Source organism: Clostridium paridis (assembly GCF_016765615.1).
Classification (GTDB): domain Bacteria; phylum Bacillota; class Clostridia; order Clostridiales; family Clostridiaceae; genus Clostridium_T; species Clostridium_T paridis.
Genome location: NZ_JAESWA010000019.1, coordinates 41217 through 58721 on the forward strand (window position 1 = coordinate 41217; position 17505 = coordinate 58721).

14 protein-coding genes are annotated in these 17505 nt (G+C 31.2%); 9 read left to right on the forward strand and 5 right to left on the reverse strand.

Annotated features, from left to right (window positions below):
- Window positions 1-49: 49 nt before the first annotated feature.
- A complete protein-coding gene (locus JK634_RS05605) occupies window positions 50-1150 on the reverse strand; it encodes an ABC transporter ATP-binding protein (RefSeq protein ID WP_202766654.1) in 1101 nt (366 codons plus the stop codon).
- A gap of 402 nt (window positions 1151-1552) precedes the next feature.
- On the opposite strand from JK634_RS05605, the gene JK634_RS05610 reads away from it, so the two are divergent.
- Entirely contained in the window at window positions 1553-2563 is a 1011-nt protein-coding gene (locus JK634_RS05610; protein WP_202766655.1) for a LacI family DNA-binding transcriptional regulator, read from the forward strand.
- A gap of 141 nt (window positions 2564-2704) precedes the next feature.
- Here JK634_RS05610 and JK634_RS05615 read toward each other — a convergent pair whose 3' ends face one another.
- Window positions 2705-4990 (reverse strand): family 65 glycosyl hydrolase domain-containing protein, encoded by a 2286-nt coding sequence (locus JK634_RS05615; protein ID WP_202766656.1) that lies wholly within the window; start codon window positions 4988-4990, stop codon window positions 2705-2707.
- 215 nt (window positions 4991-5205) lie between these two features.
- Between JK634_RS05615 and JK634_RS05620 the strand changes: the two genes are divergently transcribed.
- From JK634_RS05620 to JK634_RS05650, 7 genes are all read left to right on the forward strand, one after another.
- Entirely contained in the window at window positions 5206-7443 is a 2238-nt protein-coding gene (locus tag JK634_RS05620) for a glycoside hydrolase family 31 protein (RefSeq protein WP_202766657.1), read from the forward strand.
- 11 nt (window positions 7444-7454) lie between these two features.
- Complete coding sequence (locus JK634_RS05625; protein ID WP_202766658.1) at window positions 7455-8396, forward strand: PucR family transcriptional regulator; 942 nt, start codon at window positions 7455-7457, stop codon at window positions 8394-8396.
- 15 nt (window positions 8397-8411) lie between these two features.
- Window positions 8412-9062, forward strand: coding sequence for a beta-phosphoglucomutase (gene pgmB / locus JK634_RS05630; protein ID WP_202766659.1), 651 nt, complete (start codon window positions 8412-8414; stop codon window positions 9060-9062).
- Window positions 9063-9183: 121 nt separating this feature from the next.
- Window positions 9184-10146 (forward strand): aromatic acid exporter family protein, encoded by a 963-nt coding sequence (locus JK634_RS05635; RefSeq protein ID WP_202766660.1) that lies wholly within the window; start codon window positions 9184-9186, stop codon window positions 10144-10146.
- Window positions 10147-10182: 36 nt separating this feature from the next.
- The gene (locus JK634_RS05640) at window positions 10183-11418 is read left to right on the forward strand and encodes an MFS transporter (RefSeq protein ID WP_243425564.1); all 1236 of its coding nucleotides are present in this window, start codon (window positions 10183-10185) and stop codon (window positions 11416-11418) included.
- A gap of 87 nt (window positions 11419-11505) precedes the next feature.
- Entirely contained in the window at window positions 11506-12207 is a 702-nt protein-coding gene (gene sigI, locus JK634_RS05645; RefSeq protein WP_202766661.1) for an RNA polymerase sigma-I factor, read from the forward strand.
- A gap of 2 nt (window positions 12208-12209) precedes the next feature.
- Window positions 12210-13160, forward strand: coding sequence for an anti-sigma-I factor RsgI family protein (locus tag JK634_RS05650; protein ID WP_202766662.1), 951 nt, complete (start codon window positions 12210-12212; stop codon window positions 13158-13160).
- A gap of 40 nt (window positions 13161-13200) precedes the next feature.
- Here JK634_RS05650 and JK634_RS05655 read toward each other — a convergent pair whose 3' ends face one another.
- The 3 genes from JK634_RS05655 to JK634_RS05665 form a co-directional block, all read right to left on the reverse strand.
- Window positions 13201-14556, reverse strand: coding sequence for an MATE family efflux transporter (locus JK634_RS05655; RefSeq protein WP_202766663.1), 1356 nt, complete (start codon window positions 14554-14556; stop codon window positions 13201-13203).
- A gap of 106 nt (window positions 14557-14662) precedes the next feature.
- Window positions 14663-15796, reverse strand: a complete 1134-nt coding sequence (locus tag JK634_RS05660) for a pyridoxal-phosphate-dependent aminotransferase family protein (protein ID WP_202766664.1) — start codon at window positions 15794-15796, stop codon at window positions 14663-14665.
- A 10-nt stretch (window positions 15797-15806) separates the two neighbouring features.
- Complete coding sequence (locus tag JK634_RS05665; protein WP_202766665.1) at window positions 15807-16355, reverse strand: ECF transporter S component; 549 nt, start codon at window positions 16353-16355, stop codon at window positions 15807-15809.
- A gap of 197 nt (window positions 16356-16552) precedes the next feature.
- On the opposite strand from JK634_RS05665, the gene JK634_RS05670 reads away from it, so the two are divergent.
- The gene (locus tag JK634_RS05670) at window positions 16553-17494 is read left to right on the forward strand and encodes a metallophosphoesterase family protein (protein ID WP_243425565.1); all 942 of its coding nucleotides are present in this window, start codon (window positions 16553-16555) and stop codon (window positions 17492-17494) included.
- Window positions 17495-17505: the final 11 nt, after the last annotated feature.

Below are 17505 nucleotides of genomic sequence, written 5' to 3' on the forward strand. Positions count from 1 at the left end.
TTATTTGCTACAGCTTTTTTAGGTATTAATTAAATTTTAGAGGAAAAATTTAAAAAATAGTGTTTTGCTCTTCCTTATCAAAAATATGAATTTTATCCATGTTAAAAGTGAAATATAATTCGCTACCAACAGATAGACCTTCCTTAGGAGTAGTTTTTATTATAAGATTTCTGTCTTCAGAGGTTATATGAAGAAAAACTTCTGCTCCTAAATTCTCAATTACTTCAATTTTACCCTTTAATGTACTCGAACCTAAATTAGAGTCTACTAGCCTTATATCTTCTGGCCTAACACCAATAATCATTTCTTGATCCATATAGTTTTTATCTTTAAGTATGGTAGCTTTATTTTTGTTTAATTCCATATTACTATCTAAACATTTAAGTATAGGAGTTTCATTTTCCATAACAACATGTCCATACAGGAAGTTCATTTGAGGGCTTCCGATAAACCCAGCAACAAACATATTTGAAGGATGATTATATATTTCTGTTGGTGAGGCAACTTGTTGAATAATACCATCTCTCATTACAACAATTTTTGTACCTAGGGTCATAGCTTCGGTCTGATCATGAGTTACATATATAAAAGTTGTTCCTAAGCTTTGGTGCAATTTAGCTATTTCAGCCCTCATTTGGTTTCTAAGCTTTGCATCTAGGTTTGATAAAGGTTCATCTAGTAAGAATACTTTTGCATCTCTTACTATAGCTCTGCCCATAGCAACTCTTTGCCTTTGTCCACCAGAAAGAGCCTTAGGTTTTCTATCGAGAAGATGTTCAATATCAAGAATTTTAGCTGCATTCCTAACTTTTACATCAATTTCACTCTTTGGAGTTTTGCGAAGTTTTAATCCAAAAGCGATGTTGTCGTATACAGTCATATGTGGATAGAGGGCATAATTTTGGAAAACCATAGCAATATCTCTATCCTTTGGGGCTAAGTCATTTACAAGGTTTCCGTCAATATAAATTTCACCAGATGAAATGTCTTCTAATCCTGCGATCATTCTTAAAGTTGTGGATTTGCCGCAACCTGAAGGACCTACAAATACAATAAATTCCTTATCTTCTATATCCAAAGAAAAGTCGCTTACAGCTGTAACATCTCCAGGATATACTTTACATATATTTTTTAATGATAGATTTGCCATACCTGTACCTCCCAAAATAAAAAACTAAATACTATAAAGTGATTATATTAATACTATAACACCAAAAAATTCCATTAAGCAAAGAAAATTATTTTTTGAAGATACTAAGGATATTGAATATAAATGGCATAGTTGCTGGTCTTTAATAATATTCCATATGCCGAATTTAGAAAATTGTATAAAATGGGTAGAAAAAATATGTAAGATATCACAAAAGAAATTAATATGCATTATAAGTATTTACTTGCATTAAGGTAATTTGGTAGAATTTTATAAAAGGTATAAATAGGATAGTTTACTAAATTACATAATAATGAGAAAATAATTATAGTTAGCAAGATAAAATTATAAATGTTTAAAATAATGTAGATATTATTCTATCTAGAATGGATGTGAAAATAGATGTCGGTAACTATAAGGGATGTAGCTAAGAAGGCTGGAGTTTCAGCATCTACGGTTTCTAGGGTTATTGCTAATAGCCCAAGAATAAGTGAAGATACAAAAATAAGAGTGCAAAGAGTGATAAAGGAACTGGATTATCATCCAAATGCTATTGCTAGAAGTCTTGCGAAAAGCTCTACAAGGACAATTGGACTAGTATTGCCTAATGAAGCTGAAGATTTGTTTAAAAACCCTTTCTTTATTAACGCAATGACAGGAATAAATATATGTGCTCAAAAAATGGGTTATTATATTATGTATTCTTTTAGTAAAAATGAGGAAGAGGAATTTGATCTTGTAAAAAAATTTACTTCAAGTAATTTAGTAGACGGAGTAATCTTATTAATAGCAAGGGCAAATGATCGATGCATAGAGTACCTAAAGGATATGGAGTTTCCATTTTCAGTAATTGGCAGACCAGAGGATACTTCAGAAGTACTTTGGGTAGACAATGATAATTTTAATGCCATGTATAATGTGGTAAGTAAACTTCTGCAAAAGGGAATCAAAAAGATTGGTTTTATAAGCGGAGATAAGGAATGGAATGTTTCAAAGGATAGGTTAAATGGATATCTGCAGGCTCATTCTGTGCACGGAGTTCAAGTAAATGAAAGCTTTATAGTACAGAGGATAAAATTCAATGAAGAAGAAGGCTATGATGCCATGAAGTTGATAGCAGAAAGTGAAATTCCACAGGTAGTAGTAACTACGGATGATTTGTTTTCTTTTGGAGCTCTAAAATATCTTAATGAAAATAACTTAAAGGATGTTGCCCTAGTGGGATTTAATAATACTCCATTAGCTGCATATCAAAATCCGCCATTAGCATCTGTAGATATCAATGCAGAAAAGCTTGGATATTATGCTGCTAAGCTTTTGATTGGAAGCCTCAATGATAGTAACTTGGAGAGAAATCACTACATAATAGAGACTAATTTAATTGCTAGAGAATCAATTAAAGGAATACTCTAGAATATAAAGGAAAGACCCTTGCAGATTGTAATTCATCTTGTAAGGGTTCATTTTTTATAAAAAAGGGGAAGTGTTGGGTAATTAACACTTCCTTAAATTATGGAGGTTTTAAAGTGTGCATTATTTAAAACCACTATAGAATTAATGCTGTTTTGTTAGTTTTATCTCTGAATCATATAGAAGAATTGTTAATGGGTCGCCTTTTTCTAAGGTCACTAGCACTTTATCTTTTGAAACTTCTATATTTAAAACTCTTTCTCTAAAAAGAACTCTAAAGGAATATTTAATCCATTGGTCAGGTATAAATGGTTTAAATGAAGGAGTACCATCAATAATCCGCATACCGCCGAACCCCTGTACTATTGACATCCAGGTTCCAGTCATTGAAGTGATGTGTAACCCATCATCTGTATCATTGTTAAGATTGTCTAGATCTAATCTAGCTGTTCTTAAATACATATCATATGCTTTTTCTTTATCCCCAAGCTCTGAGGCCAAAATGGAGTGAACACAAGGAGAAAGAGATGATTCGTGTAGTGTTCTAGGTTCATAAAAATAGAAGTTTTTACGTTTGGTTTCTAAATCGTATAGATGACCTAAAAAGTATAAACCTTGAAGCACATCAGCTTGTTTTATAAAAGGGGAGCGAAGTATTCTATCCCATGACCAAGTTTGATTTAGGGGTAAGTCTTCTTTAGGTATATCCTTAATTAGAAGATCCTCTTTGTCAAGGTAACCATCTTGCTGTAAAAAGATTCCTAGGTTATCATCCTTAGGGTAGTACATCTTTTTGATGATATCCATCCACTTGATAGTTTCTGAGTCTTTAATTGCTAATCTATTCAGTACATCTTCATAACTTTCTGAAAAAGAATTCTTTATAAATTCAAGTGTTTGAAGAGTGTATTCTAAAGTCCAGGATGCGATTCTATTTGTGTACCAATTATTGTTTACATTATTCTCATATTCGTTAGGTCCAGTAACGCCAAGTATCATATAACAGTTTTTATTTTTATTATAGATAACTCTTCCTTCCCAAAATCTGCTTATTTCAACTAAAACATCAATACCGAAATCTAAAAGATGCTTATGATCGCCAGTATAATTAACATAATTATATATAGCGTAAGCTATGGCACCATTTCTATGGATTTCTTCGAAGGTTATTTCCCACTCATTATGACATTCCTCACCGTTCATGGTAACCATAGGATAAAGAGCACCTTTCAAACCAAGCTTAACTGCATTTTCTTTTGCTTTTCCCAGTTGATTATACCTATAAATTAGTAAATTCTTAGAGATCTGTGCCGCGGATGTTCCAAGATAGAAAGGAAGACAATAAGCCTCAGTGTCCCAGTATGTGCTTCCTCCATATTTCTCGCCAGTAAATCCTTTAGGACTGATATTTAACCTTGAATCTTCACCAGTATAAGTTTGGTGAAGTTGAAATATATTGAATCTAATGGATTGTTGTGCTTTGACATCTCCATCTATGAAAATATCATTACTCTCCCAACTCTTATTCCATCCAGATACGTGCTCGTCCAATAGGAGATCAAAACCATCATTTTTAGCTGATTTTAAAGATCTTACAACATTATTAACTAAATCATCTTTAGGATAGTATCTACTTGAACTTAGGGAGACGTATTTTTCTAAAGTTAGAGTCTCTCCTTGCGAAACATATATATTAAGTTTATGAGCTACATATTTATCTTCAATTAAAGTACTTGGAGTAGTGTTTATTTCAGTTTTGTTTTTTAAAAGTTTAAATGAGGTAGCTGAAGTTACATGAAAGTCTAATTTCTTCGTTTTTAGTGTCAGATAGGCTGAATCTTCGATGAAACCCTTATTAACCTCGTCCCAGAAAGTTTCATCATAATTTGAATCCTCATTAACTATATTACCATCTAAATATGGTATTAGAGTTATGGTATCATGATAATTTAAAGGAGTTATGGAGTACTTGATGCAAGCAATTTCTTTTCTTTTTTTACTTAAAAATCTTAGACTTTCTATTTTAGTTTCTCGACCATTTGAATCGATAATAGTAGAAGTTCTAGTTAAGGTTCCTTCTTTCATATTTAAGTCTCTTCTAAAATCTTTTATTGTAACTTTATCTAAATCCAATTCCTGATTTCCTAAAAAAACTTTTATTCCAATAAAATTTATGGAATTGAGGACTTTGGCAAAGTACTCAGGATAGCCATTTTTCCACCAACCAACTCTTGTTTTATCTGGATAATAAACTCCGGCGACATAAGTGCCTTGAAGAGAGTTACCAGAAAAGGTTTCTTCAAGATTTCCTCTTATGCCCATAAAGCCATTCCCAATACTCATTTGACTTTCGTAGATTCTATTATCCTTTGAATTAAAACCATCTTGGATAATATGCCATGGATCAAGTAAAACGTAATCTTTATTCATTTAATCACCTCAAAACTAATAGTAAGTAAAACGGTTGCACAAAACAGTTAAAAAAATTTAATGGTTCTATACTGAATTGAAAGGGTTGTTATAAATATAATAGCATTTTATGGATAATTTAACAATACTTTATAATGAATTTGGTTGAAAATGTTTTCTGACGTTGATATACTAAAATAAAACAATGTAATTTTAAAGATTAGGAGGAGATGAAAATGAAAAAATCTGAGATAATTCATCAAACTTATGCAACCGTTTCTACAGTTGGAATATATGAAACTATGAAACAAATAGGAAACAGAACACAATTATTGTTTACCAAAGGGAAAATTGAAGTGGAATATTTTGAAGGTGACATAGTAAGAATATTTCAAGGAGAAGAACATAGTAATCCAAAGGAAACTTCATCTGTAATGCAAATGAATAGTGTACAAGTTCTTATAGAAGAATCAGAAAGAAGCATAGCATTTAAAGGAAGTAGAGTTATAACCATAGTATCGAAAAATTGTGGGACAGTAGAATTTCTAGATAATTACGGAAACATAGTATTGGAAGATATAGCCCCAGCAGGTAAGGATAGCAAGGGAAATATATTTATTACTAAGGATAATTCTGCATTAGGTTATTATGGCTTTGGTGAAAAGGGCGGAAATCTTAATAAAAAAGGAATGTATATAGAGAATTATAATACAGATGAACCAGATACAGATGATGAGAGTTACGTATATTACAAGACTATCCCATTCTTCCAAGGGTTAAAGGAGGACGTAGCCTATGGAGTTTTTTTAAATAATAGCTTTAGAAGTTATTTTGATATGGGCAATAGCTTTGAGGATAGAATTTTCTTTGGAGCTGTTGGAGGGGAAATAGAATATTATTTTATGCTAGGAAATAACTTAAGAGAGGTCACTGGATTATATGGGATACTAACTGGGAAAATGGATATGCCTCCTTTGTGGTCACTGGGCTATCAACAATGTAGATATAGTTATTTTTCACAAAAGGAAGTAGAAGATATTCTAAATAAATTCATAGAAAAAGAAATACCATTAGATAGTATATATTTAGATATTCATTATATGGACGGATACAGGGTAATGACATTTGATAAAGATAAATTCCCAGAACCAGAAAAAATGATAAAGAAAATTCATGAGAACGGAGTAAAGGTCATCGCTATTGTTGATCCAGGAGTAAAGCTAGATGAAAATTATGAAGTATATAATAGAGGATTACAGGGAAATCATTTTGTAAAAAATTATGATGGGAAATTAACTTTTGAAAAAGTTTGGCCAGGAATAAGTGCATTTCCTGATTTCTCAAATAAAGATGCTAGAGAATGGTGGAAAGATGAGTTAAAGAATTTCATATCAGTAGGGATAGATGGAATTTGGAATGATATGAATGAGCCAGCAGCATTTAATGAAGAGGGAACTCTAGATGAAAAGTGTTTGCATGACGGAGATTACGGGGTAGTGGAGCATAAAGAATTCCATAATTTATATGGAAGAGAAATGAGCAGGTGCTCAAAAGAGGCCCAAGAAGAACTTAGGGAAAATAAGAGAAGCTTTTCCATGACAAGAGCTACATTTGCAGGTGGACAAAGATATTCCTCAGTGTGGACAGGTGATAACAGAAGTCTTTGGAGTCAGATGAGAATGAGTATGACCATGAATGCTAATTTGGGGATGTCAGGGTTTTCATTTGTAGGAAATGATATAGGTGGATTTTGCTTAGATACCAATGAAGAATTATTTATAAGATGGATGGAATTGGGGAGTTTTTTACCTATAATGCGAAATCATTCGGATGTACTTTCGAGAAGACAAGAACCTTGGAGTTTTGGTAAAGATGTAGAAAATATTTGCAGAAAGTTTATTAATTTAAGATATAAGTTAATGCCATATATCTATACTTCTTTCTATCATTCATATAAAGAAGGAATACCCGTATTTAGAGCAATGGTATTTGATTATCCAAAAGATATGAAGGTATTAAATATGAAGGAGCAATTTCTTTTTGGTGAGAGCATACTTGTTGCACCAGTTTTATATGAAGGAGAACGACAAAAAAGGGTATATTTACCAGAAGGAAATTGGTATAATTTGGTTAATGGGCAAAAATACCAAGGAACTAAATTCTATAACTTTAAAGTTAATTTAGATGAGATTCTTCTATTTGTGAAAGAGGGATCAATAATTCCGATTTATGAGGATGATTACTTAAATATGGACAATGTCCCAGATAAGGTGACATTAATTCCTTATGGAGAAAAGGCAACTGGAATAATTTATGAGGATGATGGGATAAGCAAAAACTATAAAATGGGACAATACAATTTATACAGAGCTAGTTATTCAGCCCATGAAGTAAAGATAGAAAAGGAGTGTGAGGGATATAAGAGTAATAAGAAATATGCCTTTAAAAATATAAAAGAGATTTCTTTTAAATAGAGGTGAAAGACATGGACTCATTTAAGGATTATGTGAGAGAACTCATGAATAAGTTTCCATATATTATCGAAGTGACAGACAAGAATGGAGATTATATTTGTGAGTCAACAAAAATTAAAAAACTTGAAGGTATACACTTCCCTATTCAATACAATGATATCGTTTATTATATTGAGATAGAAAAAAAAGAAGAAACTAGCATCCCTTTATTAAAGTTCATTTTTGAAGAGAAATTAAAAGAGGTTCAAGAGTTAAAAGGAAATGAATTGTTTAATCTTATCAAAGGAAATTCAAGTTTTAAAGAAAATGATGAAATAATAAACAAAATTTTGGATAAAGGGACACTGATACTTATTAAGGCGAAGAATCATTGTAAGGAAGTCTATGATATAGTCAAATATTCTTACAATAATGAAGAGGAATATAGGTATTGTATTTGGGAAGAGTATGTTGTACTGTTAGGAATTTTTGATGAGGTTTATGATCATTGCAAAAGTATCTTGCATAATGTTCAAGAACTAAATATTAGAAGTCCAAGAATAGCTTTGGAGGCTCTTAACGGGAAAACTAATATAGAGGAAGCTTTAAAAAGTCTTAAAAGTTTAATTGAACTAAGCGACAGGGTTGGAATAAGAAAAGAGATATTAACCTCAAGTAATATAATTTTTGAGAGGGTCATGGATGGAATAAATAATAGTTTAAAAGAAGAGATAATAGCCACATATGAAAATTATTTAGATAGTCAAGATTCAGATACGTTAAAAACTATAGAGACTTTTTTTCAAAGAGATTTAAATATTAGCGATGCATCAAAGGAGTTGTTTGTTCATCGAAACACTTTGCTATATAGATTAGACAAAATAAAAAGAGAAATATCCATGGATTTAAGAAATTTTAATGAAGCAATGACTTTTTATGTTATATATTTTGTTTGGAAAAGTAATTCTAGGTAGTTTGGAGTGAGATTTATGAATAAGATAAAGGGTTGCATTTTTGACTTGGATGGAGTGATTGTCGATACAGCAAAATATCACTATTTAGCGTGGAGTTCCTTAGCTAAGGAGTTAGGAATTGCATTCAATGAAGATGATAATGAGCGATTAAAGGGTGTCTCAAGAATGGAGTCACTTAATATAATACTATCATTAGGAAATAGAAAAATGACACTAGAAGAAAAAGAGTTACTGGCAGATAAGAAAAATAAGAAGTACGTTGAGTGTATAGACAAATTAAAAGAAGAAGAAATACTTCCAGGAGTTAAAGAATTTCTTCAGGAATTAAGAAATGAAGGAATAAAAATTTCATTAGGATCAGCCTCAAAGAATTCAAGATTTATACTGGACAAACTAGCGTTGAAGAATTACTTTGATTGCATAATAGATGGCAACAAAATAAGTAAGGCAAAACCAGATCCAGAGGTATTTCTAGCAGCAGTCAGGGAAATGGAGTTAAAGTCAGAAGAGTGTGTAGTATTTGAGGATGCATTAGCAGGTGTTAGAGCAGCACATAATGGAGGAATGAAGGTTATAGGGGTAGGAAGTGAAGAGAATCTTTCTGAAGCAGATATAGTTATAAAAGGCTTTGAGGGAATATCAACTGATATACTAAGTAAACTGTAGAATAAAATAAATATATAAGAGTCACCTAGAAATATAATGAAAATACTAGGGACTCTTATTTTTTTATTCAGATAAAATGGTGTAAGATATAAAGTGAATATACTTAAAGGTAGGTGATTTTATGAAAAAGTTTATTGGACTAAGAACACTAAAAACAGCAGTAGGTGCCACAATAGCTATAGTAATTTCAGAAGTCTTAGGGCTAAGATATGCAGTATCTGCAGGGGTAATAACAGTACTAAGTGTTCAAAATACTAAAAAACATTCAATAACTTTGGCCTTTCAAAGGTTAGGATCTACCTTATTGGCATTGCTAATTTCAGCAATATTATTTTCTATAGTTGGGTATAATCCGGTAGCATTCGGACTATTTTTACTTATTTTTATTCCTGTAGCAGTTAGGTTTAAAATGCAGGATGGTATTGTAGTTAGTTCAGTATTAGTAACACATTTGTTAGTAGAAAATTCAATTTCATTATTTTGGATAAAGAATGAGCTGCTTTTAATGGCTATAGGAGCAGGAATAGCAATTTTATTAAATACATATATGCCTAGGGTAGAAGATAAAATTAAATCAGACCAAGAAGAGATTGAAAGCTTTATGAAAAGAATCCTATTAAGTATGGCAGAGAGTTTAAGAAATCAATCTGTAAGTATTAGTGAGGGAGAACTATTCAGTAAGTTAGAAGATAAACTTAAAGAAGCTACAGAAAGAGCATACATAAATTTAAACAATAATATTTTGTATGAAGCTAAATATTACGTTAAGTATATGCAAATGAGAACAGTGCAATTACAGGTGTTAAAATATATGAGAGGACATTTTACGAAGTTTTATATTGCTTATGATCAAACAGAATTGGTAGCATCATTTACAGAAAGAGTTGCGTCAGCCCTGCATGAATATAATACAGCAGAAGAATTGCTATTGGATTTAAAAGAAGTCTTTAAGATATGCAGTAAACAAGAGCTACCTAAAAGTAGGGAAGAGTTTGAAAACAGAGCAATGCTTTTTCAGTATTTAAATGATTTTGAACATATGCTAGAAATAAAAAGAGATTTTAAACGTGATATAGATAACTAATAAGAGGTAACTTTTACATAAAGAGAAGGTGGTATTTTGAGAGTAAAGAAACTTATAGAAAGAAATTTTCATGCATTAATGCATAGAAATTTCAGATACTTTTGGATGGGGCAATGTGCTTCGTTAATTGGAACTTGGATGCAGAATATAGGGCAAAGTTGGCTTGTTTTATCTATAACTAACTCGCCATTTTTATTAGGCATTCTTACTACAGTTCAGTTCATTCCTGTAACAATATTTTCTTTGTTTGCTGGAGTTATAGTGGACAGATTTCCCAAGAAAAGATTATTACTTTTTACTCAAGCCTCATCAATGATATTAGCATTTATACTATCTGCCATGGTGTTTAGTAACACTGTTAAATATGAATATATATTAATAGTGGCATTCTTACTTGGATGTATAAATTGTATTGATATGCCAACAAGGCAGGCGTTTACTGTAGAGATTGCAGGAAAAGAAGATTTAATGAATGCTATTGCACTAAACTCATCTATCTTTAATCTAGCAAGAATATTAGGACCAAGCATAGGAGCAGTTGTTATGGCTTATTTTGGAGCAGCCTGGTGTTTTTTCTTCAATGGAGTAAGCTATCTAGCAGTGCTGTATGGACTTTACAATATTGATGTAGAAGGAAACAATATTAAACAAAGAGTTAAAAGCAATATAATAAGCGAAATAAAGGACGGCTTATCTTATGTGAAGAATGATATATTGCTTTTGGAGACCCTACTAATGGTATGTATAATAGGTATATTTGCATTTAATTACAATGTTCTAGTTCCTTCATTTACGAAGTTAGTTTTAGATGGCAATGAAAAGACATATGGGTTATTAATGTCATTTTTAGGGGCAGGTTCTTTAGTAGGAGCTTTAAATGTTTCTATAAGGAGTAAAAGAGGTCCTAAGATGAAGGTGGCATTTATAAGCTCTATCGTTATATCCGCTATGCTTATATTAAATGGATTGAATAAGAGTTTAGCCTTTACAAGCTTACTATTGATTATAACTGGATTTTTTAATATCGCATTCTCTACAACTTCAAACTCTTTATTACAACTTAATTCTAAGGATGAATATAGGGGAAGAGTAATGAGTATATACTCTCTAGTCTTTGCAGGAGCAACACCAATAGGGAGTCTTCTTACTGGATGGATATGCGATAATATAGGTGCTTCAGCTGGTTTTTTAGTCAGTGGAGGAGCTGTATTAATATTAGTAATAATAATTAGAATAATATTCAAAATAAAAAAAGTTGATGCTACCTCATAAAAGTATGGCTAATGTGCGAATATATATTATGAATTACATTCAAAAATTAATGAGTGCATTTATTAAGCTTTACAGGAGGATATTAACTTGATTAGAAGTATAGATAAAAGAGTTGAGTCTATAAAAAATAATAATAAAGAAATAGATATTTTTATTGAAGAATTTAAACCATTTATAGTTTCCTCTGCAAGTAAGTTTCTTAATAATTATATTGATTATAATAACGATGAGGAATATAGCGTAGCATTATTAGCATTTAATGAGGCAATTAAGACTTACAATTTCGAAAAAGGCGGTTTTTTGTCTTTTGCTCAAAACATAATAAAATATCGGTTAATAGACTATTTGCGTAAGGAAAGCAAGCAGAAAAATATTTTGACTGAAGGAAGTTTTGAAAATGAAGAATCAGAAAGTTTTAATATTCTTGACAAAAATGCAATGGAAGTTTATCAAACTGAGGGGATAAGCTATCTTAGAAAACTTGAGATTGAGCAATTATCAATAGATTTAAAGCAATATGGAATAACATTTGAAGACTTGGTAAAAGCATCTCCTAAATGGGGTACAACTAAAAAAATATATAATCAGATAATAAATGCTTCACTGAAAAGTAATGAAGTTATGGGAGCATTAATTGGAAAAAAGACCTTGAATATTAAGGAATTAGAAAAGTTAACATCCCTACCCCGAAAAAAAATTGAAAGATCTCGTAGATATATAATAGCAGTGCTAGTAGTTATTATTGGAGATTATCAATATTTAAGAGACTACATTAATTTGGAGGTATAAGGATGAAAGGAATAGTATTAGAGAAACATGATGGATATGGGATAGTACTTGATGAAAAAGGAAATTTTCATAAAGTTAAAAATATAGATAGCTTAGTTATAGGGCAAGAATATATTAATAATTCAGTATTTAAATTTAATAGGAGTCTAGTATATAAGGTAGCAAGTTTCGCTATGGTAATGCTTTTTGTATCATTTGGATATGCTTATGCAAAACCAAGTTCTTATATATCTTTAGATATTAACCCAAGTGTAGAATTAAAAGCTAATATGTTTGGAAGAGTAATTGGTGTGAATCCATTAAATGAAGATGGAAAGAAAATTTATAGTGGGTTAAAGCTTAAAGGAGAAAAAGAAGAGGAAGCACTTAAAGAATTAATAAAAGCAGCTAAAGATAATGGATACTTGAAGGTAGGAGAAGATAATGCAGTTGCTATAACATTGTCTTCAAATAGTAAAAATAGTGAAGATAAAGTAGCAGAGTTAGAAGATGAGCTTAAACAAGAGTTAAAGGACGCTGATCTAGGAGAAACTGAAGTAGTAGTACAAAACTTAAACCTAGAAAGACGTGAAGATGCAGAAAAGTTAGGAATATCTCCAGGAAAGATGTTACTTATTGAAAAACTTCAATCAGAAGAACAAGGGGTTAGTGCAGAAGAATATGCTAATAAACCTGTAAAAGAAATTATGAAAGCAATAAATGAAGCTAAGAAGGAAGATAATACTGAAACTAAGAAAGAAAAATCAAACTCTGAAGAAATAAATAGTGATAAAAATGCTACTACACAAAAGGAAAATAAAGATAAAGTTAAGAATAAAGATGACAAAGTTAAGAATAGTAATATAGATACAAAAAGTAAGAAAAATGATGATAATAATCAAGCAGAAACAAAGAAATCTTCAAGCGATGGAAAAGAAGGCTCTAATAATAAAGAGGGTAAAGATAAAAAATAATAAAAGGACTGAAAAACATGTGTTTTTCAGTCTTTTCTTATTAAACAGACTTTCTAACAAAGGCCATTGTTTGCCACTTCTTGGTTCTCCATCTCCAAAGCATAAGTAGACCTCTAAACCACTCATCACAGGCAAAAGCCACCCACATTCCTGCAAGACCAAACCCCATCTTTATCCCGAAAATATAGGAAAGAGTTACACTGACACCCCACATGGATAAAATGCCCATGTAAACTGGAAATTTAACATCGCCAGCAGCTCGCAAAGAATTAATCACAACAACATTAAATGATCGCCCAGGTTCTAAAATTGCGTCTATAATAAGAACTGTTCCACCAACAATGAGGATGGAAGGATTGTCTGTAAATATTGATAATACCGGAATCCTAAGCAAGGCGAATAGAGTTCCAATGCTAAAAGATATTATAAGAGCTAAACGTAAACTTTTAAGGCAAGTCTTATATGCTTTCTCATTTTCATCTGCCCCAACTAAATGACCCACTAATATTTCAGTTCCTTCCCCTATGGCTACTGAAAATAGGTATGCAAACATAACTATATTTTGAACATAAGCCTTTGTTGTGAGGGCTTCATTTCCAAGGAAATTTATGAAATATGTAATGACAAGTTGAGATAAATTATATGAAAAGTGCTCCCCTGCAGTAGGTATGCCTATCTTTAAAAGGTCTTTTACAATATTTTTAGGGAAAGGGGTTATATTTTTGATGCTTATGCCATGTTCTACATTTTTAAATACAACATAAAGCATTATTATAAGTCCTAATAATTTGCTAATATTGGTAGAGATAGCAACTCCACGTACTCCTAAAACAGGTAAGCCTAAGGGGCCAAATATAAAGATATAATCGAGAATAACGTGTACAATGTTAATTCCCAAGGTAACAAGCATAGATATTTTAGTCAAACCATGACTTCTAACAATTGCTGTACATGTCATCATAACTGATTGTAGGAATAAACATCCTCCGACAATCTTAAGATATTCTGCTGCAAAGCTCATAAGCTCTGGTCTTATTCCCATTGTACTAAGAATTCCATGAGCAGCTAAGAACATTATTAAGCTTAAGAAAAGTCCAAAGATGCAGTTAATAATTAATGATACTGTTGCAACTTTAGACGCCATTTTCCTATTGCCAGCACCAAGGTTTTGAGCAATAAGCACTGATGTTCCAGTAGAAAGAATACCAAACATTATATTCATCATGGTAATAAGTTGATTTGAAACACCAACAGCGGCAACTGCATTATCTGAATATCTGCTTAACATAAGGGTATCTACGCTGCCTAGAAGCATAAAAAGCAAGGTTTCAATGAATATTGGCCAAGTTAATTTAAATACAGTTAATTTTTTAGTGGATAAGGGATTAGATGTCATGTTAATCCTCCAAGTAAAATGCAGCTTTTATAAATTTTTTCTCAAATAAAAAGCTTATTATACACATTGTATAATAAGCTTTTAAAACAAGTCAATTTTATGGAAATTATGGAAGCAATTTAACAAATTCTTGGTGAAGATCTGCTTTAAGTTCGAAGTTTAGTTCCTTTAATACTGTATTAAGTGCTTTTAATGTAAGATATAATTTATCTTCATAACAATTTTCTCCCATATGGCCAATTCTAAAGATTTTATCTTGTAAAAAGTCAAAGCCACCTGCAATTATTATATTATGCTCCTTGATTAATTTATTAAATATATCTTTATATTCAATTCCAGAAGGAACAAGAACTGTAGTTACAGTATTTGAAAAATGATCATTAGGGAAAAGTTCTAATCCTGAGTTTATTAGTGCACCTCTAACAGCATTAGCAAATAGCGTATGTCTTTTAATAATGTTGTTATCGTCAAGTACGTTATCTATTGCTTGAGTTAGTGCATAAATATCACTAATAGGTTGAGTATAAGGGAACCATTTTTCTTCATACCAATTCTTCCATATAGATAAGTTGGTATAGAAACCTTGTACAGGAGTTTTTCTATTATTCATGGCATCTTGTGCTCTTTTGCTTATAGATAGAAAGGTTAAACCTGGAGGAGCAGAAAGACATTTCTGTGAACCTCCAATAACCACATCTATTTTCCATTCATCTATATTTATTTCTTCTCCAGCAATACTAGAAACTGCATCAACTATAGAGATAATTCCATACTTATTAAGAAGTTTACATATGTCAGAGATTGAATTAGTTATCCCAGAAGGCGTTTCACAGTGAACTAAGGTTGCAATCTTAAAATCATGATTTTCTTGTAGAAAGTTTTCAAGCTTATCATAATCTAAGCCCTTTCTTCTATCATCATGAAAATAAGTAACTTCCCCACCGTATATTTTGCAGAAATCTCCAAACCCTTCGCCATATATTCCATTTTCAATACATAATACCTTATCGCCCTTTTCAACTAAAGAAGCACAAGCAGCTTCTAAACCTAATATTCCTTCTCCAGATAGAATAAGGATATTATTTTTAGTTTTTAAAAGAGTTTGAAGTTTATTACAAGTTTCTTTATAAAATTCATAAAAATCTAGGTCCAAATCAGGGTTAGTAATTTCTTGGCTTAATGCCACTCTTACATTTTCTCTTATATAAGTTGGACCTGGAGTCATAATTAATTTATCCATTTATATCTCCTTAAGCTCTAGTTAATAAATTTCTTTTTATAAAAGCAGATTTAACTGCAGTTGCAAGAGGAAGACCTAAGACTGTACCTACTACACATTGCATAAAATTACCCCAAATTGATTGTATAGGTGCATATAAGTTTCCGTAAAGAATTACTTCAGCTATATAGTATCCACCTATCATTATTATGGTAGCTAAAGCTATTCCCAAAAGGTTAAAAAATAAAGATTTTGAAGCCTTACCGTTAGTGCCTTTATCAGATAGATAACCTATAGTATATCCCATGGCAAACCTAATTATAAAAGTAAAAGGTGCCCAAGGTAAAAATGAACTTGTTATATCAAATAGAGCCATTCCGAAAGCTGCTGATATTGCTCCTGCTCTTTTACCAAATACTATTGCAATGGTAAAAGCCATAACATTTCCTAAATGAAATAGGCCGCCTGGAGTAGGTCCAGGAATATTTATGAATCGCGTTGCTACATAGATTAATGCAATAAATAATCCATAAAGCGCGATATCACTTGTTTTTGATTTGTTTGTTGTGTTTGGTGTCATGATGATTGCCCCCTTAATATTATTAATGTTATTATCTTAAAACAATTTAAAAAAAATGCAAAATGTATGGATACAATTTTTTGTATATTAATAATAGGTATTAATTGATATTTTATATGAATAAAAATATAATAAAGATGCAAAGATAATTTAAGGGAAAAATATAGAAAAAATTTAATTTGTAAGGATTGAGGATTTTGAAGAAAGTATTAATATTACTTGATGTTATAATCATGTTTATTGCGGCAATTGCCTTTTTTAGTTATAAAGAAAAACTTGCAATGGATAGGGAGGTATCATCAGCTAAAGAGGTATCTACAAGTTCAGAGCTTTCATTTGGAGTTATTGGGGATTTGCATGAAAAGATTGATAATTTTAATAAATTAGCTGAAGATTTTCATGAAATAAATCCACAAATGGATGCTTTAATAATGAATGGGGATGTAGTAGGTCAAGGAATTCCAAGTCAATATGAATCTGTAAAAAAAGCATTGGATAAAAAAAGCTCAATTTTACCTAAGATAATAATAAGTAATATAGGAAATCACGAATTTTTTGATTATAATATAGAGCAAAATTCTCCAGAGCAAGTTGAAGTATTTAAAAAAAGATATCTAGACTTTTCAGGAGAAGAATTTGTATATCATGATAAATGGATTAAAGATTATCACTTTATATCTCTTGGTTCGGAATCAGGAAATACTAAAGAACTTGGATCTATGAAGGCATTTTTATCTGATAAACAATTAAAATGGTTAGAAGAAAAGCTAGCAGAAAAATACGTAAAGGGTAAACCTATCTTTGTATTTTTACATCAACCATTAAATAATAATGGAAAAGGGTTTACAGGAGTGGAACAAGGGCAGCAAGTTAAGGATATACTATCGAAATATCCAGAGGTAGTCTTATTTACCTCCCATACCCATGCTCCGTTAGATGAGAACGGTGTAAAGACTAATCTTCCTTTTACAACAGTCCATACAGGAGCTGTAGCCTATACTATAGTAACAGATGGTTCTGGTAACAGACAGAATGTAAACAATAATCAAGGGCTATACGTGGAAGTAAATAATGGCAAGGTAACAATAAAAGGCAGGAGCTTTAATGATAAGAAATGGTTATTTTCAAAGGATATATAGGGTTTTTTATA

Excerpts from the sequence above, each read along its gene's own strand:
- JK634_RS05605 (WP_202766654.1), bottom strand. The coding sequence starts at position 1,150 with ATGGCAAATCTATCATTAAAAAATATATGTAAAGTATATCCTGGAGAT.
- JK634_RS05610 (WP_202766655.1), top strand. The coding sequence starts at position 1,553 with ATGTCGGTAACTATAAGGGATGTAGCTAAGAAGGCTGGAGTTTCAGCA.
- JK634_RS05615 (WP_202766656.1), bottom strand. The coding sequence starts at position 4,990 with ATGAATAAAGATTACGTTTTACTTGATCCATGGCATATTATCCAAGAT.
- JK634_RS05620 (WP_202766657.1), top strand. The coding sequence starts at position 5,206 with ATGAAAAAATCTGAGATAATTCATCAAACTTATGCAACCGTTTCTACA.
- JK634_RS05625 (WP_202766658.1), top strand. The coding sequence starts at position 7,455 with ATGGACTCATTTAAGGATTATGTGAGAGAACTCATGAATAAGTTTCCA.
- pgmB (WP_202766659.1), top strand. The coding sequence starts at position 8,412 with ATGAATAAGATAAAGGGTTGCATTTTTGACTTGGATGGAGTGATTGTC.
- JK634_RS05635 (WP_202766660.1), top strand. The coding sequence starts at position 9,184 with ATGAAAAAGTTTATTGGACTAAGAACACTAAAAACAGCAGTAGGTGCC.
- JK634_RS05650 (WP_202766662.1), top strand. The coding sequence starts at position 12,210 with ATGAAAGGAATAGTATTAGAGAAACATGATGGATATGGGATAGTACTT.
- JK634_RS05655 (WP_202766663.1), bottom strand. The coding sequence starts at position 14,556 with ATGACATCTAATCCCTTATCCACTAAAAAATTAACTGTATTTAAATTA.
- JK634_RS05660 (WP_202766664.1), bottom strand. The coding sequence starts at position 15,796 with ATGGATAAATTAATTATGACTCCAGGTCCAACTTATATAAGAGAAAAT.
- JK634_RS05665 (WP_202766665.1), bottom strand. The coding sequence starts at position 16,355 with ATGACACCAAACACAACAAACAAATCAAAAACAAGTGATATCGCGCTT.